Origin of the sequence: Parabacteroides timonensis, assembly GCF_900128505.1 — a bacterium.
Lineage (GTDB): Bacteria > Bacteroidota > Bacteroidia > Bacteroidales > Tannerellaceae > Parabacteroides > Parabacteroides timonensis.
The window spans coordinates 2723034-2738068 of the sequence record NZ_LT669941.1 but is presented as its reverse complement, the minus strand read 5'-3'; the positions used below and the strand labels follow the sequence as shown (position 1 = coordinate 2738068).

15 protein-coding genes and 4 tRNA genes are annotated in these 15035 nt (G+C 43.7%); 11 read left to right on the top strand and 8 right to left on the bottom strand.

Annotated features, from left to right (window positions below):
• Positions 1–3 precede the first annotated feature (3 nt).
• From BQ7394_RS18560 to BQ7394_RS18550, 3 genes are all read right to left on the bottom strand, one after another.
• Positions 4–1404: a C1 family peptidase gene (locus BQ7394_RS18560; RefSeq protein ID WP_075558772.1), complete on the bottom strand. Its 1401-nt coding sequence runs from the start codon at positions 1402–1404 to the stop codon at positions 4–6.
• Positions 1405–1546: 142 nt separating this feature from the next.
• Positions 1547–2698 carry an acyltransferase family protein gene (locus BQ7394_RS18555; protein ID WP_075558771.1) on the bottom strand — a complete coding sequence of 384 codons (1152 nt, stop codon included), beginning with the start codon at positions 2696–2698 and terminating at the stop codon, positions 1547–1549.
• Positions 2699–2808: 110 nt separating this feature from the next.
• Entirely contained in the window at positions 2809–3372 is a 564-nt protein-coding gene (locus BQ7394_RS18550) for a Crp/Fnr family transcriptional regulator (protein ID WP_075558770.1), read from the bottom strand.
• A 260-nt stretch (positions 3373–3632) separates the two neighbouring features.
• Here BQ7394_RS18550 and BQ7394_RS18545 point away from each other — a divergent pair, with 260 nt between their 5' ends.
• Together BQ7394_RS18545 and BQ7394_RS18540 are read left to right on the top strand one after the other, a co-directional pair.
• The gene (locus BQ7394_RS18545) at positions 3633–3911 is read left to right on the top strand and encodes a DUF2089 family protein (protein ID WP_075558769.1); all 279 of its coding nucleotides are present in this window, start codon (positions 3633–3635) and stop codon (positions 3909–3911) included.
• 2 nt (positions 3912–3913) lie between these two features.
• The gene (locus tag BQ7394_RS18540) at positions 3914–4501 is read left to right on the top strand and encodes a YIP1 family protein (RefSeq protein ID WP_075558768.1); all 588 of its coding nucleotides are present in this window, start codon (positions 3914–3916) and stop codon (positions 4499–4501) included.
• A gap of 39 nt (positions 4502–4540) precedes the next feature.
• Here the strand turns inward: BQ7394_RS18540 and BQ7394_RS18535 are convergent, their stop codons facing one another.
• From BQ7394_RS18535 to BQ7394_RS18515, 5 genes are all read right to left on the bottom strand, one after another.
• Positions 4541–5191 (bottom strand): HAD family hydrolase, encoded by a 651-nt coding sequence (locus tag BQ7394_RS18535; RefSeq protein ID WP_075558767.1) that lies wholly within the window; start codon positions 5189–5191, stop codon positions 4541–4543.
• 283 nt (positions 5192–5474) lie between these two features.
• On the bottom strand, positions 5475–6590 hold the full coding sequence (locus BQ7394_RS18530) for a carbohydrate-binding family 9-like protein (protein WP_075558766.1): 1116 nt from the start codon (positions 6588–6590) through the stop codon (positions 5475–5477).
• A gap of 22 nt (positions 6591–6612) precedes the next feature.
• Positions 6613–7791, bottom strand: a complete 1179-nt coding sequence (locus BQ7394_RS18525) for a serine hydrolase domain-containing protein (RefSeq protein ID WP_075558765.1) — start codon at positions 7789–7791, stop codon at positions 6613–6615.
• On the bottom strand, positions 7792–8316 hold the full coding sequence (locus BQ7394_RS18520; RefSeq protein WP_075558764.1) for a gamma carbonic anhydrase family protein: 525 nt from the start codon (positions 8314–8316) through the stop codon (positions 7792–7794).
• A gap of 89 nt (positions 8317–8405) precedes the next feature.
• Complete coding sequence (locus BQ7394_RS18515; protein ID WP_075558763.1) at positions 8406–10193, bottom strand: aminopeptidase P family protein; 1788 nt, start codon at positions 10191–10193, stop codon at positions 8406–8408.
• A 416-nt stretch (positions 10194–10609) separates the two neighbouring features.
• Between BQ7394_RS18515 and mtnA the strand changes: the two genes are divergently transcribed.
• From mtnA to tuf, 9 genes are all read left to right on the top strand, one after another.
• Positions 10610–11665 (top strand): S-methyl-5-thioribose-1-phosphate isomerase, encoded by a 1056-nt coding sequence (mtnA, locus tag BQ7394_RS18510; RefSeq protein ID WP_075558762.1) that lies wholly within the window; start codon positions 10610–10612, stop codon positions 11663–11665.
• Positions 11666–11810: 145 nt separating this feature from the next.
• Positions 11811–12002: a 30S ribosomal protein S21 gene (gene rpsU, locus BQ7394_RS18505; protein ID WP_075558761.1), complete on the top strand. Its 192-nt coding sequence runs from the start codon at positions 11811–11813 to the stop codon at positions 12000–12002.
• 72 nt (positions 12003–12074) lie between these two features.
• Positions 12075–12971 (top strand): tyrosine-type recombinase/integrase, encoded by an 897-nt coding sequence (locus BQ7394_RS18500; protein ID WP_075558760.1) that lies wholly within the window; start codon positions 12075–12077, stop codon positions 12969–12971.
• Between the two features lie 2 nt (positions 12972–12973).
• Positions 12974–13273, top strand: coding sequence for a ribosome hibernation-promoting factor, HPF/YfiA family (gene hpf, locus BQ7394_RS18495; RefSeq protein WP_075558759.1), 300 nt, complete (start codon positions 12974–12976; stop codon positions 13271–13273).
• 98 nt (positions 13274–13371) lie between these two features.
• Positions 13372–13445: transfer RNA gene (locus BQ7394_RS18490), tRNA-Thr, on the top strand.
• 24 nt (positions 13446–13469) lie between these two features.
• Positions 13470–13552: transfer RNA gene (locus tag BQ7394_RS18485), tRNA-Tyr, on the top strand.
• 51 nt (positions 13553–13603) lie between these two features.
• Positions 13604–13676 (top strand) — tRNA-Gly (locus tag BQ7394_RS18480).
• 11 nt (positions 13677–13687) lie between these two features.
• Positions 13688–13759 (top strand) — tRNA-Thr (locus BQ7394_RS18475).
• A gap of 53 nt (positions 13760–13812) precedes the next feature.
• Positions 13813–15000, top strand: a complete 1188-nt coding sequence (tuf, locus tag BQ7394_RS18470; protein ID WP_075558758.1) for an elongation factor Tu — start codon at positions 13813–13815, stop codon at positions 14998–15000.
• Positions 15001–15035: the final 35 nt, after the last annotated feature.

The window sequence follows — 15035 nt, the reverse complement described above, 5'->3', positions numbered from 1 at the left end:
TTCTTAATTTTCGTCTGTAAACATCGGATCCCAGGCCGGAAGGCGGGTCGGTGTTTGTTTGAGAACGTCTTTCACTTTGTCGGTGATATATTTCTTTTCGACTACCAGGCGGAACATATATTCGTTGAACCATTCGTCGGTCATAATCAGGTGGCCGCTGTTGGCACCCGGTCCCCAGCTGTTTTCTACCATCCATTTTTTAGGTGTACCGTTTGCGTCGAGATCGACAGCCATCAAGGTCATAGCATGTGACGATCCGCTGGCGAATGTTTGGATACGCTGTTTCTTATCCATACCGAAAGTAGTTCCCATCAGTGAACCGTAGTCGTAATAGTTCACATCCAACAGACCCCGTTCACGATCGAAGAATTTACCTACGTCGCAAGAGAAATACATCATTGTACTGTCTTTGATAGAGGCGATAGCCATCTCTTTGATCTCTTCGATCGGCAGGTTCACGTAAGTCCAGTTCTTTCCGTCATAACGGTGACGGTCGAAATCGATCTCATATAACTTATAGTATTCACGGCTCGGATCGTTCATCAGCATGACATAATTGTTTGTCAGGTCTTTGCCGATATATTCATCGAAGAATGATTGAGGAGTATATTCTTTTGTTTCAACCGGGTTGCCTTGTGCATCTTTGCGAGTCCAGGTAAATTTCGTAGGCGGTTCACCCAGGTTGAGGACCAGCATCCGGTAAATGGTTCCCAACATTTCTGTTTTGTCTTTTTCCAATGCAGCCACTTTGGCTCCTTTGGCAGACTGGTCGCGCAGTTGCAGGCCGAACTCTTTTAACTTAAGACCGATCAGGTTGGCCATTCTTCCCGTACTTTCGCTACTATGGGTTTCCACCATTACGTCAGCGGGAACTACGCCATATTTACCCAGGATATCGGATATGCCGGTGAATTGTCCTCCGTCACTAAGCGGATTTTTGAATAACCATTCCACCATTTTGTCATCCATCGGTTTCTCGCGTGTGTCGATGATCCCTTGCAGGAACAGATTGGCTTTTTCCAACTGGTCCCAGAAGAAGGAATAATTCTGTGAGAATTGGAAATCTCCCATATTATATTTCGCGATCGCCTGTGCCCGGAATACGTTCAAACCGGTAAACAACCAGCAACGGCCGGAAGACTTTTGATTGGTAATACCTTTACTGTTTACTTTATTAGAGAAGTAAGTATCGAAATTGTTTTTGCTGTCGGCATTTACTGCCAGCTTATTGATGTCGTTGTTACTGATGGCGTTATGGATAGCCTTGTCGGTAGGAGTTCCTTTGTACGATTGTTTGATCTGTTGCAGCATTTTCGGAGAGATTCCTTTGTCGGTCTGCTGTCCGAAGGCGGATAACGTAATACCCAATGCGAGGGCAGTTATCCATAGGTTGTTTTGTTTCATGATATATTTAGTTTGTAAGTTTATATTGGTTCACAAACTTACGATAAATAGCCGGAAAAAACGAAAGGAATTTCAGTTTCTCCCGAATGAATATGATATTTCTTTCGGATGAAACTAAAATCCCTTTCGGATGAAGTATTTCTTATTTTCTGGCTAGGAACTTCTTACTTAACCATTTTCTAACCGGTTCGTCATATAGTTTCAGGCATAAATAAGCTAAAACTATATTTAAAGCACAAACACACAAGACAACCTGCCAGGTCTCTGCGAGTGTGTAAAGTTCTTTGTCGATCAACCAGGCATAGAACAGGTACATTACAGGATAATGTATGATATAGAGTGGGAAAGAGATGTCTCCCAGGAATTTACATATCTTTGTCGACTTCGTATCGGTAGTGGTTCCCGATGCTCCCACCCAGATAAGAATAGGGAAAATCAGGATGATACAAAATGATTCATAAAGTCCGTTCATGGAAATCGGGTCTGTCCCTTCCACGAATGGTACAGAGAACAATCCCAGTAATATGATCGAACATATCCAGAATGCACCTCTCACCTTGATAGGTTTGAAGTTACGGGATAAAAGCATACCCATAGAAAAGGGGAAGAGCATGCGTAATAATCCGCCTACAAAATTTACGCCGTCCAATGTCCAGCCGACTCCGATATTACCGTAACCGGATACGTCGAGGGTGGCGAATGCTGCCAGTGCCGCGCCCATCAAAAAGACGACAACAGTCAATGCTTTGGTTGACAAACGGCGAATGAACAGGGCGTAAAGAATATTGCCGATATACTCGAAGAACAACGACCAGCTGGGACCGTTCAGTGGGAACATTTCACCATTTCCTCTGACCTCATAATTGGCTCCCGGTATGGCGGGAATGAAGAACAATGAACAAAGTAGGGATAACATGACCAGGGAGATAGAGACGTGTGTCCCGTCCCATTTTACACTGCCTTGAATCAGGAAAGAGATAACTCCCAGAACCGCTCCCATGATAACCATCGGGTGAAGACGGATCAAACGGCGTTTAAAGAAATCTTTCATAGTCAGTGTCTTCGACCAGCGGTCGTCATAAGCATAGCCGATAACGAAACCGGACAGGATAAAGAAGAAATCCACTGCCAGATAACCATGATTGATACTGTCGATGGTAGTGCCTCCGGCGAAAGCGTAGCCTTCGAAGACGTGGTACCATACGACTAAAAGTGCTGCTACTCCTCTTAATCCGTCGAGAAGATCGTAATGAGGTTTACTGTCTGTAAACGCAGCGGAAGAAATGTTTTGCATGATAAGAGTTTATTATTTAGATTATTATTACGTGTAACTTACGAAGCTCCAAAATTATAAAACTTATGTGTCCTAAAATTTGTCCTATGTCAAATTTTACCGGATAATGATTATTTCTGTGCTCTGAGGCGGCTGAGTGTCGATGGTGTTATCCCCAGATAGGAAGCAATATACCCTAATTGTACGCGCTGATATACTTCAGGAAATTGTTGTTTGAACTCTTCAAATCTTTCCTTTGCGGACAACGTAAGACGTTCTTTATGTGAACGATGTAAACGTCTGTATTCATTTTGATGAATGACCCTACCCCAATTGGACAGTTCGATATTGGTTTGAAAAAGCTGAAGTAAATCGGTCAATGATATTTGATAGGCGACTACATCTTCAAGTGTTTCTACGAACTCTTCACTTACCTTATTATAATATAACTCGTCCATACTAAAGACAATACTTCCTTCATAGGCAAAAGAAGTGGTTATTTCCTCTCCATTCACCAGCCAAAAGGAACGAGTCATGCCTTTCTCGATGAAGTAGGCCGATTTGCAAAACATATTTGCCTTTATCAACTGATACTTTTTAGGGAAATGGCATAAAGTGACATGTTCTTTCAATGTTTGTATCGTTGTATCGGAAATTGGGTATGAAGAGTTTATCTTGTCTATAATATTTACCATAAGAGATTCTTGATTATTTTCCATCCTTTGCAAAAATAAGAGGAATAACGTAACATTTCCCCTATCGGGAAGATATTTTCATAGAAAAGGTGATAAAGTAGATTAATCAATCTAAATAAGAGACGCTTTTATTCGAATCGGATATTGCATGTAATAGAATAGTATTGTGTAATAATATTTGTTCATGTATGAATAATATTTATATTATAATTAATAATATTGAATATGTTATTATCTTTGTTGCGTAAAGATTGAATAAAATGGATGAGAAAAAGAAACGATTACCCTTGCAATGTCCGGCCTGTGATTCTCCCCTGAGAGTGGGACGGTTGTTTTGCGAACAATGTGATACAGAGGTCTGTGGAAACTTTGAGCTGCCTCCTTTGGCAAGGTTGACCGAGAAGGAGCAACTGTTTATCGTTGATTTTATCAAGTCGAGCGGCAGTTTGAAAGATATGGCGAAGAATATGGGGGTGAGTTATCCGACTGTCAGGAATATCTTGGATGATCTGATTGATAAATTAAATAAGATTGAATAGTTATGAAAAAACAATGGTTGAATTTTCTTATTAATCCGTTTGAATGGATTGCCGGTTTTCAAGCGTTAGGGTGGGGACTTTTGGGAATGGTTATCTCCACTATTATCAGTTATCTTTCCGGATGGCATTATCATGGTTTACTGCATTTTGGGCCGGCTCCGAATCCGGCCTGGTGGTGTTATGCTGTCGAACATCTGGTGGTTTGGATTGTACCGGCTGTTTTGTTTTATCTGGGGGGATTGATTTTGTCGCGTTCCCGGATCAGGGTGATCGATGTGTTAGGGACAGTCGCTTTTGCCCAGATTCCTTTCATTTTTATGAATTTGTTCAATATGTTGCCACCGATGCAAAATCTGGCAAAAGTAGATATGAATGTGCCGCCGACAGAATTGTTGGCACAACCAGGTTTTCTGGTAGGAATATGGCTTTCATTGATCGGTGTGATATTTCTGGTCTGGGTATTAGTCTGGATGTTCAAAGCGTTGAAGGTTTCCTGTAATCTGAAAGGGTATTCGTTGGGTATTCTCTATTGTGTGGCTGTGTTTGGTGGGGATATTCTTTGCCGGTATCTGATTGGTTTGTGTTATTGATATAGATGGGAGAAATATGATATATTCCGTAAATTACTGCTATAAGAGTAATTTACGGAGTGCCGGGATATCTTCTACGATATGGTCTGCTCCGGCTTCTGATAGTTCTTTATAATCTCCGAAACCGTATAAGACGCCGATAGAGTCAATTCCTACGTTTTTTGCTCCGATGATATCGTGTTTCCGATCGCCTATCATTACAACAGAGCTCAGATCGGTTATATTGTTCGATTGTAAGATGTAATTGATAACATCTGTTTTAGTATGAAGAGAACCGTCCAGGCCGCTACCGGCGACAAAGGAGAAATAGTTGCTCAACCCGAAATGATTGAGGATGCGTTTGGCAAATATTTCCGGTTTGGAAGTGGCCAGTATCACTGTTCTGCCGTTTTTTTGAGCATCAGCCAGTAATTCTTTGATTCCCGGATATAATTCGTTTTCCAGAATGCCTTTGTCGGCATATCTTTCCCTGTATTTGTCGGTGGCAATGATTGCTTGTTCATCGGTGAAGTTGTAAAAATCCTTGAACGAGTCAAGGAGGGGAGGGCCGATGAAAGGGGTTAATTCCCGTAAGTCATTTACCTGAATGCCGAAATGGTTTAGTGCGTATTCAACACAACGCGTGATTCCGGTTTCTGAGTCGGTGATAGTACCGTCGAGGTCGAAAAGGAGATATTTGTATTGTTTCATTTATTGTCAAATTTGAGTCCTCTCTCTTTACAAGGCAATGCCTTGTGCCGCAGGCTCTATTTTGCCGTCGGTTTTTAACCGACGGATATAAAAGACAGTAGGCAAAGCCTCTTCCTTTGTGGGCTTAAGCCCCTTTATTAACGGGGCTTCTTTCCTATATTAACGGGGTTAAAACCCACAGAGGATCCGGCAAAGCCGTAGCATTTAGATATCCGTTTGCTAAAGCAAACGGCAAAAGAGAGCCTACGGCATGAGGCTCAGTTTTTTCTAAATCATTACTTCTTTATTTCTTAGAAGCCCAAACCAATCCATCCTGTCTGATATGCCAAACATTACCGTCTGTGCCGGGTAATGTGATTTCATACATGGAAGGAGTGTTGAACAGACTGATCTGCTTTGCTTGTTCTGCCGGACATAATTCTTCCGGTTTGAGAGCTGCTACAGATGGAGCATATTCGCCGAATGTCGCTGCATACTCGTTCTGACGGTAATACAGGTTACGCAGAAGCCACTTAACTTCATCATTCGGGTCTTTCACAAACGGAGTTTCTCCCGTTCCTGCCACTTTGTCTGAGATCTGTACAAATCCCCAGTATTCCGGCATGTGGATATTGATTACCCCTGTCGGAGCCCATACCCAGTTGTATTCACGTATTTTGTTTTCACCTTTGATGGGGACTTTTACGTATTTGCCATCCTGTACTTCGGTTGTCCATTCCACACGTGAAAAGTTGGTGCGGATATGTTCGCCGGCAACAGGAGCCTTTTTACCTCTTGCAACCTGATAGACTGAAGACCAGGGGATGAATACCTCTACGCTCCATGACTTATCGGTATCCTTCGGGTTATTCAACGTACCATCCACATATACGGCAGATTTCATACCGGCAAACTCCCAGTTATTAAGGACTTGAGGATCGTCACGGTAAGGTTTGCTCAGGAACAGATCCCATTCCGTACCCAAAGCATTCACTTCATACTCTAGGTAATTGTGTGTATCGTTTGTCGGGTTGAGGAATATTTCGAAGTCGTTATCCTGATAGATTACGGCGTCATGTTCTGTGATAGTAGCCCACACATGAGGCTCTTCCATCAGGACGGCGAAGTACATACCATTGTCGTCGTAAGTCATTTTAGCCCGTGTCTGTAGGAGAGGTTGGGGGCGTTTGTCGCCTTCAATATCTACAAAGTCGGTTGTCCAGGGGATAGCGTCCCATTCTTCAGCCGACAGTTTACCATCGATTTTGATAGGAGCCGGAGCCTTGTAACACACATACGTCGGCGGGTTGTAGGGCGCCTGTGGTGTGTAAGTAATCTCTTTACCTTTGTCTTGCGGTGCTTGTGCACAAGAAAGGAGTAATAATGCTGCGACAGGCGCAGTAAATACTGTCTTCTTCATTTGTCGATTTAATTTAGAGTGTTTATTTTGATTCGTTATTATCTTTATTGTTTTGAATGGCTTGCATCATTTCCACAGCAGCTCCGAGCCAGGTATCTATGTCATCCGGATAATGTTGTTCGGAACGTGCTTCGCTGCGTTTGTGGCCGAGGCGTACGACTACGGCATTCAGTTCAGGGATGATGAAGACGTATTGTCCGAGGATACCACGCATGTAAGGTATCTCCATACCGTTGTAGGTAAGGTGCCAGAACTGGAACCCGTAACAATTGTTTGTCTCATTATATTCTTTGAATAATAAATGGGTGTCGGGTGTCGTAGCCTCCTTCAGGTAAGAGTCGGAGATAAGCTGTTGACCGTTCCAGTTACCGTTATTCAGTATCAGTTGTCCGAAGCGGGCGAAATCGCGAGCATTACTGTTGAAACAGCAATACGCCTTCTCGATACCGTCTTTTTTATCCAGACTCCAGAGTGCATCTTCTTCCGCGTTCATTGGTGTCCAGAATTTGCGGGAAACATAAGTACTGATATTTTCTCCGGTTGCTTTCTCTACGATAAAAGCCAGTAGCTGGGTTACACCACTTTGATAGATAAAGTTGACGCCCGGCTCCTCTATTTCTTTCATGTCAAATGCGATCTTCTGCAAATCGTTGCCGTAGTATAGTTTGGTGGTGGGAGAAAAGGGAGAAGAATATGCTTCGTTGAAGTCAACTCCCGCGCTCATCGTCAACAGGTGGCGGAGTGTTAAAGGCTTTCTATTGTAACCTTGAAATTCCGGATAAAAATCACTGACCGGCTGGTCGACGCTTTTTATAAATCCATCGTCGATTGCTCCTCCAATAGCCAGTGAAACGATACTTTTGGCCATCGAGAAGGAGTTGCTGTGCGACTTCGGAGAGTAGTCTTCCCAATATTGTTCGAAAAGCAATGTGCTGTCCTTGATAATAACATAAGCCACCGTTCCCAGTTCATCGAATACCGGCAAATACTTTTCCGGAATGGAAAGCGTATTATATGCCTCCGACTGTTTCCAAGGTTGCGGATCACCGGCCTTTACCGTGCGGTTCTCAAAAATCGGATACTGGTCGATCTTTGGTAACAAATGCGTAAGGGCACGGCGCAGGTAATAGTTGGAGGGCAATACCAGATAGCCGCCGATACAACATACGATCAAAAGTATTGCCCATCCTGCTTTCTTCATTTATTCTGTTTCTTCTTTATACCAACTTGAATACATGTGGTAGTTTTTAGCAATCTTCTGGTTGATCTCTTTGGCCTGTTCCGGATCGACTTTCTTGACGAACTTAGCCGGTACGCCGGCATAAATACTGCCCGGTTCGACAATCGTTTTACTCAAAACAACTGAACCAGCGGCCACGATGGCTCCCTCGCCGATCACGGCATGGTCGAGTACAACCGATCCCATCCCGATCAGAGCGCCATTACAAATCTTGGCACCGTGGATGGTAACGTTATGTCCTACTGATACATCGTCGCCAATCTCTATGGTCGATTTTTCGTATAATGTATGCAATACGGAGCCGTCCTGAATGTTTACACCATTGCCGATACGGATCGAGTTTACGTCGCCGCGAAGGACCGTACTGAACCAGATGCTGCAACCTTCTCCGATTTCAACATCACCGATAATAGCGGCATTATCCGCTAAAAATGTGTCTTTACCGATCTTCGGGGTAAAGCCTCTGACTGATTTTATTATTGCCATAATTTTATAGTTGACAAGTGACAGTTGACAGATGACAGTTAAAAACAGTTTTCCAACTGTCAACTGCTATTTGTCGACTGTCGGCTCTTTTAAATTTCTGTTGTTTTTTCTTTTAACCAGGCTTTTTCCTCTTCGTTCAGATGCGGGCTTAACAAATCGTATACCATCTGGTGATATTTGTTTATCCAGGCACGTTCCCTGACAGACAGCATCGGAACCATAATTAATTTGGTATCGATATAACATAAAGTCAAAGTATCGAAACCATAGAACTTGCCATATTCCGTTTCGCTGTCTTCTCGGATCAGGATCATGTTCTCGGTGCGGATACCATATTCGCCGGTGCGGTACATGGCCGGTTCGTCGCTCATCACCATACCCGGCTTCAGCGGAACGGGGTTCTCTTCCATACGGATACTCTGCGGGCCTTCGTGCACATTCAGGCAATGTCCGATACCGTGGCAGGTTCCGTGAAGATAATTGATGCCGGCATCCCACAACGCTTTGCGTGCAAGCACATCGAGCAAGCAGCCGCGGATACCGGCCGGGAATTTGCACTTGGCAATTCCGATCATGCCTTTCAGCGTACGCGTGAAGTCTTTTTTCATCTGTTCGGTCGGTTCGCCCAGGGCTACCGTGCGGGTAATGTCGGTCGTGCCGTCCAGGTATTGTGCGCCCGAGTCCATCAGAAGCAGACTTTCCGGTTTCAGTTCAACGTCGGTTTCGGGAGTCGGGGCGTAATGAACGATCGCACCATGTCCGGCATATCCGGTGATCGATTCAAAGCTATCCATAATGTACTGTGGTTGCTCTGCGCGCAGGGCGGTCAGGCGGGCAGAAGCATCAAGCTCTGTCATTTTTTCGCCGGCGGCTAATTTCTTTTCCAGCCAAATGTAGAAACGGGTTAATGCGATACCGTCTTTTACGGTCGCATTGCGGAATCCTTTTATTTCGGTTTCGTTCTTAATACTTTTCAGATGGTTTGCCGGGGTGATACCTTCAATGATGGTGCATCCTTTCGGCAACGCGTTGTAGAGGGAAATGTTTGTTTTTGCCGGATCGATGAATACCCGGCTATCTTCCGGTAGACGAGATAGATATTTCTGTATCATCGTATAGTCGGCCAATACGACACCCTCTTTTTTCAGGTTTTCGGCAGCTTCGGCGGTGATCTTTTTCGGATCGATGAAAAGTACGCTTTCGTCTTCGGAGATAAAGGCATAGCTGATAACGACCGGGTTGTAAGCCACGTCCGTACCCCGGATATTGAATGTCCAGGCTACTTCGTCGAGCGCAGCAAGGATACCGCAATCGGCTCCTTCCTTGCGTAGCTGGTTATTTATTTCATCCAGCTTTTCATGGACAGCCTTACCACTCAGTTCGACCGGCATTTCAAACAACGGGTTACCCGGGACGGATGGCCTGTCTTTCCAGATCAGGTCGATCAGGTCGTATGATGTTTCCAGCTTGATGTCTTTCCGTTTCAGTACTTTTTCCAGTTTATCGGCATCGGCTACACTGTAAGTCTGGCCATCTGTGCCGACTGTCTGTCCGCTTTGTAATTCATGAAGCAGAAATTCCGGGATAGTCGGAGTTTCCGGCAAAGCCATTTTATATAATTCTATGCCTGATCCTTCCAGCTGTATACTGGCCTGCAGAAAATAGCGCGAGTCTGTCCATAAGCCGGCTTTGTCTGTCGTGATTACCACTGTACCGGCGGATCCGTCGAAACCGGATATCCATCCGCGTGATTTCCAGCGATCGGCCGGATATTCGCTCAGGTGTGGATCGGAACTGGGGATGATATAAGCATCGATTTTCTTTTCTTTCATTACCTCCCTCAGGGCGGCAATACGTTCTGGGATATTTGTTTTCATCGCATTACTATTTAGTCAACGTTACTATTCGCAAAGTTAATAAATTATTGGGAAAGGAAGGTGTATAGGAGTTGCTTTTATCCGGAAATGTGATGTTTTTTTATTTTGCTATTCGGGAAGGTAATTCTGCCTAATTTGTTGTATCTTTGTATCTTAAATCATACCTGGAACTGGTGTTGGAAATCCCAGACGCTACTCGGACGCTGGTACAGACGCTTTCTTTATTATATATTATATATATTATAAAGGCAAGAGGGTTTAAATTTTTCAGGAAAGCAGAGACAGAAATACACCTGCTCCGGCATAGTAGTGTCGGGGTGCCGGGACAGTAGAGCTGTGATTCTGGCATAGTAGTACCGGCGGCCCAGGACTACTGAGGCGGCAGGCTTTATCGAAGAAAATGAATTTGAAAGAAAATGAGTGAAAAGAATATTACTGATTTGAAAACAATCCGTCTCAGCGAGGATACTAATTCCGTTGTTATTCTGGATCAGACCCGATTGCCGGGGAAAGAGGTGTATTTGTCTCTTTCCAGTGCGGAAGATCTTTGGGAGGCTATTTATAAACTAAAAGTTCGTGGGGCTCCTGCTATCGGAGTGGCGGCCGCTTATGGTATTTATGTTTGTAGTAAACAGATTAAAGCGGCTGGTTTTGATGATTTTTACAAAGAATTTAAACGGGTGAAAGATTATTTGGCCTCTTCCCGTCCGACAGCTGTTAATCTGGTGGCAGCTTTAAACCGGATGGAAAAGGTCGTGCTGGATAACTGTCGGGAGGATGTCCAGGCGCTTGTCCGGTTATTGCATAAAGAATCGCAGGCTATTCGTGAGGAAGATGCTGCTGCCTGTCGCAGGATAGGAGAGAACTGCCTGTCGCTATTAAAGCCGGGCATGGGACTACTGACGCATTGTAATGCCGGTCATCTGGCTGTTTCCGAGTATGGCACCGCACTGGCACCGATCTATCTGGGGCAGGAGCGGGGATATGACTTTAAGGTCTTTGCCGATGAAACACGTCCTTTGCTGCAGGGAGCCCGTCTGACGGCTTACGAATTGCAGCGGTCGGGGGTGCATGTGACGCTGATCTGCGATAATATGGCTTCTGCCGTTATGCAGAAAGGGTGGGTGCAGGCAGTGGTGGTAGGCTGCGACCGTATTGCGATGAATGGAGATGTGGCGAACAAGATCGGGACCTCCGGGGTCGCTATTCTGGCTCGTCATTACGGCATCCCTTTCTACGTGTTGGGACCTATTTCTACTATTGATAAGCAATGTCCTGACGGGCAATCGATTGTGATAGAAGAGCGAGCTCCAGAAGAGGTGTCGGAGATGTGGTATTCCCATAGAATGGCGCCGCGCGACGTTAGGATATTCAATCCGGCATTTGATGTTACTCCCCATGATCTGATTTCTGCGATCATTACTGAAAAAGGGATTGCTTACCCTCCGTTTACGGATAGTCTTAACTACTAGCAAGCAGAGGTTCTGAGTGTTAAAGCATTGGTGGAAAAAGAAAAAATACGAATTATTGTCGGAAAGTTTTGCTAATAACGAAAGAATCAGTAATTTTGCTGCCCATTTTGAGGATGTAATTAAAAACAATATAATAAATTAAATTATGATCGTAGTTCCATTGAAAGAAGGCGAAAACATTGAAAAAGCGCTGAAGAAGTTTAAAAGAAAGTTCGAAAAAACAGGAGTAGTAAAGGAATTGAGAAGCCGTCAGGCATTCATTAAGCCTTCTGTTGCAAAGAGAAAACAGAACATGCGTGCAGTTTACGTTCAGCAATTGCAGCAGGTAGAAGAATAAATATCTTACCAAACTTGTTTTATTGAATTCTTATTCCTATTTTCGTTGCATAAAAGTTGATGCAACGCAGATATGTTGATAGATTCGTTTTTAGATTATCTTCGGTATGAAAGGAATTACTCCAATTATACGATAGGAGCTTATTCAAAAGATTTGCGCCAGTTCGAAGATTATGTAAAAAGATATAAGGAAGGCATATTTGATCCGGTGGATGTCGATGCGGATTTAGTGAGAGGATGGGTCGTTGCTTTAATGGACGAAAAGCTTTCACCAGTGTCGGTCAACCGGAAATTAAGTTCTTTGAAGTCTTTTTTTAAATTCCTTATGAAGCAGGGAAGCATCTCTGTTAATCCATTGCGGTTAATAACCGGGCCGAAAACGAAGAAGCCGTTACCTTATTTTATTAAAGACAAGGAAATGGAACTTTTGTTGGATGGTGATGGATTCGGTGAGGATTTTGAAGGTGTGAGGAATCGTCTGGTATTGGAAATGCTTTACGATACAGGTATACGCCGTTCGGAGTTGATAGGAATGAGAGATTCCGATGTCGACTCCGAGACGATGCAGATCCGGGTAACGGGAAAGCGTAACAAGCAACGGTTGATTCCATTTGCAGAAGGGTTAAAAAACTTAATACAAGCATACACTGAAGTTCGAAATCGTGAAGTTGGTTCGGAGAGCGGATGGTTTTTCGTAAGAAAAAACGGGGAACAGTTATCAGTATCTATTGTTTATACTATAGTAAAGGATAAGTTGTCGGAAATCCCAACATTGGCGAAACGTAGCCCTCATGTATTGAGACATTCGTTTGCAACAAGTATGTTGAACAATGGTGCAGAGTTGAATGCTGTGAAAGAGATACTTGGACACAGTAGCTTGGCTTCGACCAGCGTTTATACACATACAACCTTTGAGGAATTAAAAAAAGTGTATCATGCTCATCCAAGAGCGAAAAAAGAAGGAGGTTAATTATGGACATTAGAATTCAAGCAATCCATTTTGACGCAACAGATCAGTTAGAAGCGTTTATTCAGAAGAAAGTTGGTAAGTTGGAGCAATACTTCGACGGCATAATATTAGCAGAAGTGACATTGAAGGTTGTAAAACCTGAATCAGCAAAGAATAAAGAAGCGGCTGTGCGTCTAATAATAAAGAATGGAGATTGTTTTGCAGAGAAAATAAACGATTCTTTTGAAGCGTCTATCGACGAATGTGTCGAAGCACTGGAAAAACAATTAGTTAAATTCAAGGAAAAAATCAGAGCCAAATAAAAAAAACGGTAGATAAATTTGGTATGTAAGAAATAATATCTAAATTTGCAGCCGTTTCGCCCACTCGACGAAACGGCTTCTTTTAGAAAAGAAGGCTTGCCTCTTTAGCTCAGTTGGCCAGAGCACGTGATTTGTAATCTCGGGGTCGTTGGTTCGAATCCGACAAGAGGCTCAAAAGAAAAGTTTTTGACATATTGGGCAGTTACCAGAGTGGCCAAATGGGGCTGACTGTAACTCAGCTGTCTTTCGACTTCGGTGGTTCGAATCCATCACTGCCCACTACTAAAGAACAATTCGAAACGAGAATTGGTTCGTGAAAGAATTAAAATTGCGGAAGTAGCTCAGTTGATAGAGCATTAGCCTTCCAAGCTGAGGGTCGCGGGTTTGAGCCCCGTCTTCCGCTCTTTTTATTTCGCCTGTGTAGCTCAGCGGTAGAGCACTTCCTTGGTAAGGAAGAGGTCCCGAGTTCAAGTCTCGGCACCGGCTCATAAGATGAATTTTAGAACATGATCATTAATCAAATAAAGAACAATTAAGTTATGGCAAAAGAGAAATTTGACAGATCGAAACCACATGTGAACATTGGTACGATTGGTCACGTTGACCACGGTAAAACAACTTTGACAGCTGCTATCACAACAGTATTGGCAAAGAAAGGTCTTTCAGAACTGCGTTCATTCGATTCTATCGACAACGCTCCTGAAGAAAAAGAAAGAGGTATTACTATTAACACTTCTCACGTAGAGTATCAGACTGCAAATCGTCACTATGCTCACGTAGACTGTCCGGGTCACGCCGACTACGTAAAGAACATGGTAACTGGTGCTGCTCAGATGGACGGTGCTATCATCGTAGTTGCTGCAACTGATGGTCCTATGCCTCAGACTCGCGAACACATCCTGTTGGCTCGTCAGGTAAACGTACCGAGACTGGTTGTATTTATGAACAAATGCGACATGGTTGACGACGAAGAAATGTTGGAATTGGTTGAAATGGAAATGAGAGAACTTCTTTCTTTCTATCAGTTCGATGGTGACAACACTCCTGTAATCCGTGGTTCTGCTCTGGGTGCATTGAACGGTGATGCAAAATGGGAAGATAAAGTAATGGAACTGATGGAAGCTTGCGATACTTGGATTCCGCTGCCTCCGCGTGAAGTTGACAAACCTTTCTTGATGCCGGTTGAAGACGTGTTCTCTATTACTGGTCGTGGTACTGTTGCTACTGGTCGTATTGAAACAGGTATCGTAAAAGTTGGTGAAGAAGTTCAGATCATCGGTCTGGGTGCTGACGGTAAGAAATCTGTTGTAACAGGTGTGGAAATGTTCCGCAAGCTGTTGGATCAGGGTGAAGCTGGTGACAACGTAGGTCTGTTGCTGCGTGGTATCGACAAAAACGAAATCAAACGTGGTATGGTTATTTGCCATCCGGGACAGGTTAAAGAACACTCTCACTTCAAAGCTGAGGTTTATATCTTGAAGAAAGAAGAAGGTGGCCGTCACACTCCGTTCCATAACAAATACCGTCCTCAGTTCTATATTCGTACATTGGACGTAACAGGTGAAATTACACTTCCGGAAGGAACTGAAATGGTAATGCCTGGTGATAACGTTACAATCGACGTTGAACTGATCTACCCGGTAGCTTGTAACGTAGGTCTTCGTTTCGCTATCCGCGAAGGTGGACGTACAGTAGGTGCTGGTCAGATTACAGAATTGATCGACTAATAATTAAGACAATACTTATAGCCAGTCTTATAAAG